Origin of the sequence: Scytonema hankhaensis NUACC26 (assembly GCF_045865695.1) — a bacterium.
Taxonomy (GTDB): Bacteria; Cyanobacteriota; Cyanobacteriia; order Cyanobacteriales; family Nostocaceae; genus Scytonema.
This window is the reverse complement of record NZ_BAACAP010000169.1, coordinates 38,626-45,854: the sequence shown is the minus strand read 5'-3', so window position 1 is coordinate 45,854 and position 7,229 is coordinate 38,626. Positions and strand designations below refer to the sequence as shown.

The following is a 7,229-nucleotide window of genomic DNA, read 5'->3' as shown; positions in this document are numbered from 1 at the left end:
GCTCATAAATTCAGCCATCAATGTAACGAACCATATGAAGATTTAGAACAAATTGGTTATTTTGGTCTCATCAGAGCTATTGAGCGCTTCGATCCAACTCAAGGATACGCTTTTAGTTCCTTTGCAGTTCCTTATATTCGTGGAGAGATGCTGCACTTTTTACGCGATCGCAGCACTTTATTAAAAATTCCTCGTCGCTGGCAAGAGTTGTATAATGAAGGACAAAAAGTTCGTAAAGAATTAGCACTGACTTTAGGTCGTCCTCCCAAAGATTCAGAAATTGCCAGAGAACTTAAGGTCTCCGTACAAGAATGGCAAGAAACCAAGTTAGCTACTCAAAACCGCTTGCCTTTGAGCTTAGATGCTACTATCGTTCAAAATGTTGACTGCCAAATCACCCTAGGAGAAGCACTCCCTTGTCCTCGTACTGCCGTTCTTCAACAATTAGAAGAAGAACAGCAACAACTTCAAGGAGCAATTAATAAGCTAGAAGAAAAACCTCGTATGGCAGTGGAAATGGTGTACTTGAAAGAACTGTCTCGTAAAGATGCAGCCAAGAAAATTGGTACCAGTCCAATGACAGTCACGAGATATCTCCAAAAAGGAATTCAAGACCTAGTTACCATGTTACAACCACAAGCAGTTGCAACGAGTGCTTAGTTATTAGTCATTGGTCAAAAGGTCATTAGTCATTAGTCATTGGTCATTAGGATTCATCAAATAACAAATGACAAAGGACAAAGGACAAATTTAATTATTTTTCAAATCAGCAATTGCCCCTTTTGTCATAGCAGCAATAGCTTTGTCGGTAGCTTTAGGCAGATGATAATATTTACCTCCAGCATTTTTGGCTAACTCTTTAGCAAATCCAGTAGAAACAAATTTACTTTCAGTATCTATTACTAACAACTGCATTCCCAACGCTCGTATTCTGGCTGCAATGTCTAACAACTCTGCTTTTATATCTGGTTTTTCCCCTGGTTCTTGAGGTTCGCCCAAAGAACGCGACAAAGAAACATTTCCTCGTCCATCGGTAATCGCTACAATTACGACTTGACCGATATCACCACTCATTTGAGCATTTAAACCAACACGTACAGCTTGCGTTAAACCATGAGCGAGTGGCGAACCACCACCGCATGGTAATCTTTCAAGACGATTACGCGCTAGTGCAATAGAACGAGTTGGCGGTAATAAAACTTCTGCTTGTTCTCCTCTAAAAGGAATTAAAGCCACTTGGTCGCGGTTTTGATATGCTTCTGTCAGGAGTTGCATCACTGCACCTTTGGCTGATTGCATTCTGTTCAATGCCATAGAACCCGAAGCATCCACAATAAAAATAACAAGAGCGCCCGCTTTTCTCACCAAACGCTTTGAACGGATATCACCTTGCTCTACAAATACTCGTTTTTTGGGGGAAGGTTCTCCTTGTCCCTTATTCTCATACCTCTGTCGTCTTGCTTTCTGATAAGGGGCTGCAGTTCGGAGAGTGGCATCTACTGCAATACGCCGTACTTTTCCTTTGGGTAACATCGGTTTGATGTATCGTCCCCGATCTTCTGAAAAAAGTAAGCTACGGCTGCCAGATTTTCCTTGTCGTTGTGCCATCTGAGCAAAATAAAGTACGCTAGAGTCGAGAATCACTCCCTCTGGGTCGAAGATAAATTCTTCAGGAACGCTAGGTGGTTCTTGTTCTTGCTGTTCTTGGTTTTCTTCCTCTTGTTCCTGTTCCTCTTGTTCTTGTTCGGAATCATCTTGAGGTTCTTCCCGATCCTGAGGTGGGGGAGGAGGTGGTGGTGGTTCTTCAGGCGGAGGTGTTTGTACAATAGTTGTCCGTGGAACTATAACGAGTTCTACAGCACGCCGCAAATCTTCAGCAGTCACTTGCGTGCGCCCATCTAAAGCTGCAGATGCTTTGGCAACTCGCACGGCAAATATTTCAGCACGGTGTCCTTGAACTCCTCCACGCACTGCTTCTTCTACTAAGTAAGCGATTTGTTCGTGGGTGATGGTAACTTCTTTTAACCATTCCCGTGCCAAGATAATTTGAGTTTTCAGGGCGTCTAGATCTTCGCTATACTGTTTGAGAAATTCTAGCGGCGATTGGGAGTAGGAAATTGCTTTTTCTACTGCTTGGACTCGATCGTCTAAACCAAGGACACCATCAGCAGAAAGTGCGATCGCAATTCTATCGAGTAAGTGTTCCCGCAGAGTCCCTTCTTCTGGATTATAGGTGGCGATAAATAAGGGCTTACAGGGATGCTGAAAACTAATGCCCTCTCGTTCTATCTGGTTGCGTCCCTCAGATAAAACCGTGAGAAGTTGATTTGATATTTGGTCATCTAATAAATTAATTTCATCCACATAAAGAACGCCTCGATTTGCTTGAGCAAGCAAACCAGGTTGAAAAACAGTATCCCCTTGTTTAACGGATTCTTCCACATCTACAGAACCTAAAAGTCTGTCCTCTGTCACGCCCAATGGAATTTGGACAAAAGGTGCGGGTATGATTTCTGTTTCTACTGACTGACAAGATGCCTGTCCTACAAGATTTTCTAGAATTTTATCATCCCATTCTTCTGGATGATTGGGGTCGCAATTGCTGATAGAACCCTTAACAACTTCAATTGGTGGGAGTAAGGCATGGATGGCACGCGCCATAACTGATTTTGCCGTACCGCGACGACCTGCGATCGCTACACCTCCCAAACCCGGATCGACTGCAGCTAACAGCAGGGCTATCTTGATTGCTTCTTGACCGACAACGGCTGTCAAGGGAAAGGCTGTACTGAGAGGGTTGATGGTAGGCGCGGGCATAGACAGTTAGCATAAAAGTTAGTCTAGACTTTCAGCATACCAAACATGATTGTTCTTGCTCCCTTTGGGTTCTAATATTACCGAATTTTGTAGGTAGGGCTAAAGCCCACCATTATCACGTTGTAGGGCAATGCCCACCCTACGCCCGCTCATTGTTAACTACTGATTGCCTGTGATTTAACTTTTAGTTAAAAAATTGAACAATTAAGAATCTTTACATTTTTCACCACTAGGAGTCGCATCAGTGTAGTACGTAATTATTGCCTTTTCCTTCCTGACAAAGACTGTAGGGAAAATTTTTCCAGTTTCTTGGTCTCGTGCATTATATATGCAAGCTCCGTCAGTTTCTCCTTGCAGTTTAAAGACTTTAGTGACATCTAAAAGCATTTCTTGAGCATTACTCAGATAACCGTATCCTTTAATAACGTCTGTCACTATTTGGTTACCTTGCTTGATAACAACTCCTAATGTATATATAACACCAGGAACAACTTCTTCGCGGGTTTTATCGCTAACAAAGCGTCCTCCAATTCCCAGATTTTGTAATTCTAAATATCTGCCATAAAAATGTAAGCCCCCGATATCATTAGCGTTATATATTTCTCCACAAAAAATGTGTTCAAATCCGCGACGCTTAAACCAAATTTCTGTTAAATCTTCTAAAAATTGCTCTTTTTTCTTGCGTCCCGGAAGCAATTCTCCATTAGTAACTTGCTGAAGTTTTTGCACGACATCTGGATAATATGACAGCAACTTCCTAAATTTATTAGAGTTAACTCTAGTACCTATAGAGCCGCAGACGTTCAATACAGCTTTGTCAAAGGAATTCAATTGAGGTGGTGGTGGGGAAATATCTACCTGTTGTCCTTCAGGATAGTCCACAGGTATAGGATTATTTTCATTGTCAAAAAAGGGGATGAGCTTGATATCTTGCTGCTGAGCCTTTGCAGAGTTTTGTAACCAAATTGGGCAAGTCAGTAAATAGATAACAAAAATCGGAGTCAATTGCTTGAGATTCATATAACAAAGAATATGGCAAAATCAATATCAGTATCATCATTTATTATCAAATATACTGGAGTTATGGACAGACATATAGCAATCGTATTTAATTTTTGAAATATACGTAGTAGGGTGGGCATTGCCCACCACACGATCCTATTGGTGGGCAATGCCCACCCTACAGTACTACAGTACTTAAAATTCTTCACAAATCATTTATGACTCCTATATATAACAGTGCTTGTACCTAACAAAAAATGAGTCCTCAAGTGATGGGAGTTCCACCTCACCGAGGACTTACAGAATTCCTACATCCCTTTGAAAGGGCTGGGATTCTCTTGGATATTATTAAATATGAATTCCACACTCTGTTTTACCAGTTCCCCGCCAGCGTCCAGCACGCTCATCTTCACCATCAGCTACTGGGGTTGTAATAGGTTGATCGCCAATGCTTGGATACCCTTGGTCGTGTAAGGGGTTATAAATAACACCATGTTCGGCAACGTATTCCCAAGATAGTTGGCGCGTCCAATTTGCCAGAGGATTGATCTTAAGGCGCTGGTTACCATCTAATTCAAAGATAGGCATATTGCCACGGGTAACAGCTTGATCTCGGCGGCGTCCAGTAATCCAAGCAATGGTGTTAAGTTCAGATAGACCTCTTTGCAAAGGTTCTATCTTGGTAACTTCATGGAATTTAAGAATGTCTTTATCCCAAAGTGCTTCCCCAAATTTGGCGACAAAAGCTTCGCGACTATCTACATCGGGAGTTTTGTAAACTTTCAAATCCAGGTTGTAAATGTCTTTTGCTTTGGCAACAAGTTCCAGTGTTTGTGGGAAGTGGTACAGGGTATTAAGGAAGATAACAGGGACTGGATGCTTGAGGTCTCGATACAGAATATCGGTAATGATTAGGTCATCGACGTTAAAAGCACTGGTTTGTACCAGTCCAGTTGGGTTATTTTGCACAGACCATGCCAGTATTTCTCTTGGATGGGCAGTCTCGAATCTTTCATTTAACTTGTCCAAGTCGAAAGTGATAGCTTGAGGTCTAAACGCAGTGGTCATAATTTTCCAGTCCAATTGTTCCTAGCTTAAATGTAACCTAATTTTACACCATAATGGCACATAACTTGGTCGGAATTCTGGAAAAGCTAAATTCGGTACATTGGATATAAAGCAGTATCTTGTAACACCAGCAACGACTTGGCAAATAAGTCTTCCATCTCTAGAGCGGTGGCTGAAGAGAGCCTCAGTAAAAATTATTAACGGCAAAGGTTGAGGTGATTGCGGAGCGTTCCCCCGTTGCAACTTAGGGCGTCGCAAAGAGCACGAAGGAAAGAGAGAAGAGAGAATTTTACAAATGATTTAGGATTGCTATATAATTCCTAGCACTCAATTCGAGATATAAATATCCAAAATATTGCAGTTATGCAAGACTAGTTAACTTAACAATACCTAGAACATTTTAACCCATGTCTCTACAAGAAGAGATTGACAAAACAAGGCAAGAAATTCGGACAGATGGCTACTCAATGTCTATTGGTGAGTGGATTAGTCTTTATGAGAACGATGAAATCGATATTCATCCAGATTTTCAAAGATTTTTTCGTTGGTCAGATCATCAAAAATCCACTTTTATAGAATCAATTCTTTTAGGCATACCAATTCCGCCAATTTTTGTAAGTCAAAGAGATGATGGTATTTGGGATGTTATCGATGGTTTACAGAGACTATCAACTATATATGAATTTGTGGGTATCTTTAAATCCGATACTCAAGAACAAGAGACATCATTTCAAAAACGAGATAAACCTTTGTTTATTTTACAAAAAACTACCTATTTACCTTCCTTAGCAGGGAAAAAGTGGGACGATCCAGACGATAAAGAAAACTCTTTAACTCAGGCACAACGTTTATTGATAAAGCGAGCAAAAATCGCAGTCAATATTGTTGAAAAAGAAAGCGATCCAATGATTAAATACGAGCTGTTTCAACGACTAAATACAGGAGGCTCAATTGCAACGCCACAAGAAGTAAGAAATTGCATTCTGTTGATGTTGGATAAAGATTTATACAAATTAATGCGTTCACTTGCAGATCGTGAGGTGTTTAAAAGCTGCATTGGTTTGAGCGATCGACTTTATGAAGAACAATATGATATGGAATTAGTATTACGTTTTATTCTTTTATTTAATGAAGATGATAAAAGTATTCAAAGTTTGGGCGGAGATGTAAGCGTTTTTTTAACAGATAGAATGCGTGACATGGCTGTTAAAAAAGATTGGGATGGAAGTCATATAGAGAGAGCATTTGATGTGACATTTAATACTCTTAATGAAGTGATATGGGACAATAGCTTCAGACGATATAAATCTGAGAAAGACAGATTCCTTGGAGGATTTTTATTATCTGCATATGAGGTAATAGCACTGGGAATTGGATACAACTATCAAAATCTACCTCCAACAAACCAAATATCTGAGCGGATAAAAAACCTTTGGTCAGATCCAACATATCAAAAATGGTCAGGAGCAGGAGTGAACGCGGCAAGACGTTTACCCTATCTTATTCCACTTGGTAGAAAGGTATTTTCACCTTTATGAGTATCCGAACTGCTGAACAATTAAGTGATAAGTTATCTAGTGACCAACGTGCTTGAGCCAGCAACCAGCTTTATGGATAATTTAGAAGAGATTTTTATGTTAATTACCGAGTCACAAGAATGCCGCGCACCCCAGCCGAAAACGATCGCATCCGCCGCGCCACTACCGAACAAATTCTTAAGGCGGCAATGAGTTTGTTCTGCGAGAAGGGCTATTACTCAACGTCGATTGAGGATGTTGCCAAGCAAGCGCAAATCTCCAAAGGATTGCTGTATCACTACTTTAAGGGTAAAGAAGATTTGCTATCGGCGATCGTTGATATGCGTATCAATGATGTGTTAGAAGTCATGAATGCAGCAGCAGCAAAGCCAACACCTACAGAACAAATTCGGCATATTGCGGAAGGGGCATTAGAGGATGTGCGTCGCAAACCGGAAGTGTTTCGGTTTTACCTCAATCTATTTACCCAACCAAAATTCGATCCAATTGTAGCAAAATATAGCCAAAAATTGATGGATGAACAAGCCAGACAGTTTGAGGTGCAGACAGAGATGTTTACCAAGCTTGGGGTAGAAAATCCTAGAGAGCGATCGCTCTACTTTTCCTCTACCCTACAAGGCATTATGTTGATGTTTTCTACCTATCCACAGACTTTTCCTTTAGATCGAGTTAAAGCTCAAATGATTGCAGAGTTTTGCCAAGTAAGTGCCTCTTAATTTTTTAGTGAGGACTGCGGGAGAGTATTTTTGTTCAAATTAGCAAACACTGCATTATTTATTAAGCTACGTAAAGCTTTTTTAAGTT

The 7,229-nt window shown here is 40.6% G+C and carries 6 protein-coding genes; 3 read left to right on the top strand and 3 right to left on the bottom strand.

Annotated features, from left to right (window positions below):
* A partial coding sequence (locus ACKTT2_RS14515; protein WP_407887980.1) for a sigma-70 family RNA polymerase sigma factor occupies window positions 1-660 on the top strand: 660 nt, incomplete at its 5' end.
* A gap of 90 nt (window positions 661-750) precedes the next feature.
* Here the strand turns inward: ACKTT2_RS14515 and bchD are convergent.
* From bchD to cysH, 3 genes are all read right to left on the bottom strand, one after another.
* A complete protein-coding gene (bchD, locus tag ACKTT2_RS14510) occupies window positions 751-2,817 on the bottom strand; it encodes a magnesium chelatase ATPase subunit D (RefSeq protein ID WP_407887977.1) in 2,067 nt (688 codons plus the stop codon).
* 204 nt (window positions 2,818-3,021) lie between these two features.
* Complete coding sequence (locus tag ACKTT2_RS14505; RefSeq protein ID WP_407887975.1) at window positions 3,022-3,837, bottom strand: EndoU domain-containing protein; 816 nt, start codon at window positions 3,835-3,837, stop codon at window positions 3,022-3,024.
* A 330-nt stretch (window positions 3,838-4,167) separates the two neighbouring features.
* Entirely contained in the window at window positions 4,168-4,887 is a 720-nt protein-coding gene (cysH, locus tag ACKTT2_RS14500; RefSeq protein WP_407887973.1) for a phosphoadenosine phosphosulfate reductase, read from the bottom strand.
* 407 nt (window positions 4,888-5,294) lie between these two features.
* Between cysH and ACKTT2_RS14495 the strand changes: the two genes are divergently transcribed.
* Together ACKTT2_RS14495 and ACKTT2_RS14490 are read left to right on the top strand one after the other, a co-directional pair.
* Window positions 5,295-6,425 (top strand): GmrSD restriction endonuclease domain-containing protein, encoded by a 1,131-nt coding sequence (locus tag ACKTT2_RS14495; RefSeq protein ID WP_407887971.1) that lies wholly within the window; start codon window positions 5,295-5,297, stop codon window positions 6,423-6,425.
* A gap of 119 nt (window positions 6,426-6,544) precedes the next feature.
* Entirely contained in the window at window positions 6,545-7,141 is a 597-nt protein-coding gene (locus ACKTT2_RS14490) for a TetR/AcrR family transcriptional regulator (protein WP_407887969.1), read from the top strand.
* The last annotated feature ends 88 nt before the right edge of the window (window positions 7,142-7,229 follow it).